Annotated in this window: 1 pseudogene; it reads right to left on the bottom strand. The window is 69.3% G+C overall.

Going from position 1 to position 538, the window contains the following annotated elements:
• Window positions 1-505: pseudogene (locus tag SNA_RS30745) on the bottom strand (hypothetical protein); the annotation flags it as partial.
• Window positions 506-538 lie beyond the last annotated feature (33 nt).

Raw genomic sequence — 538 nt, 5'->3', positions numbered from 1 at the left:
GGTCGTACATCATCGAGCCCGGCGGGACCTTGCCGGCGCCGTCGGCGAGGTGGATGGCGGTTTTGCCGGGGGGCAGGTCCGGGAGGGGGCCGTCCAGGTGCACGGGCTGGCCGCTGGGCAGGTGTACCGCGCCTGAGGGGCTGGTTTTGGCGGTGACGGTGAAGGTCTCGCGCAGGTGGTCGAGGGCCGTGCTGGTTTTGACGGCCTTGAAGGCGCTGCCGATCGCCGCATCGAGTTTGGTGAGCTTGGCGGCGGCGCCGACGGCGTTGACGATGTGGGTGGTCGGGTCCATGTAGTGGGTGACTCTGCCGACCCGGGCGGCCGCGTTGGCGATCTTGGCGCCCGCCCCGGCCGCTTCGGCGCCCGTCTTGACGGCGCCGCTGCCGCCACGGGTGGCGATCAGGGTCCCGATGTTGAAGAACGATGCTCCCGCTGCCCGGCCCGAGTTCTTGTCCCACTGGTCCCAGGCGACCATGGACTTGCCGACCTCAACGCTCGTCTTCATGCTGTCCGTCATCCAGGACTTGACGCTGCCATC

Origin of the sequence: Streptomyces natalensis ATCC 27448, assembly GCF_000935125.1 — a bacterium.
Taxonomy (GTDB): Bacteria; Actinomycetota; Actinomycetes; order Streptomycetales; family Streptomycetaceae; genus Streptomyces; species Streptomyces natalensis.
Note: the sequence above shows the minus strand (reverse complement) of the source record. Positions and strands in the feature narration are given on the sequence as shown.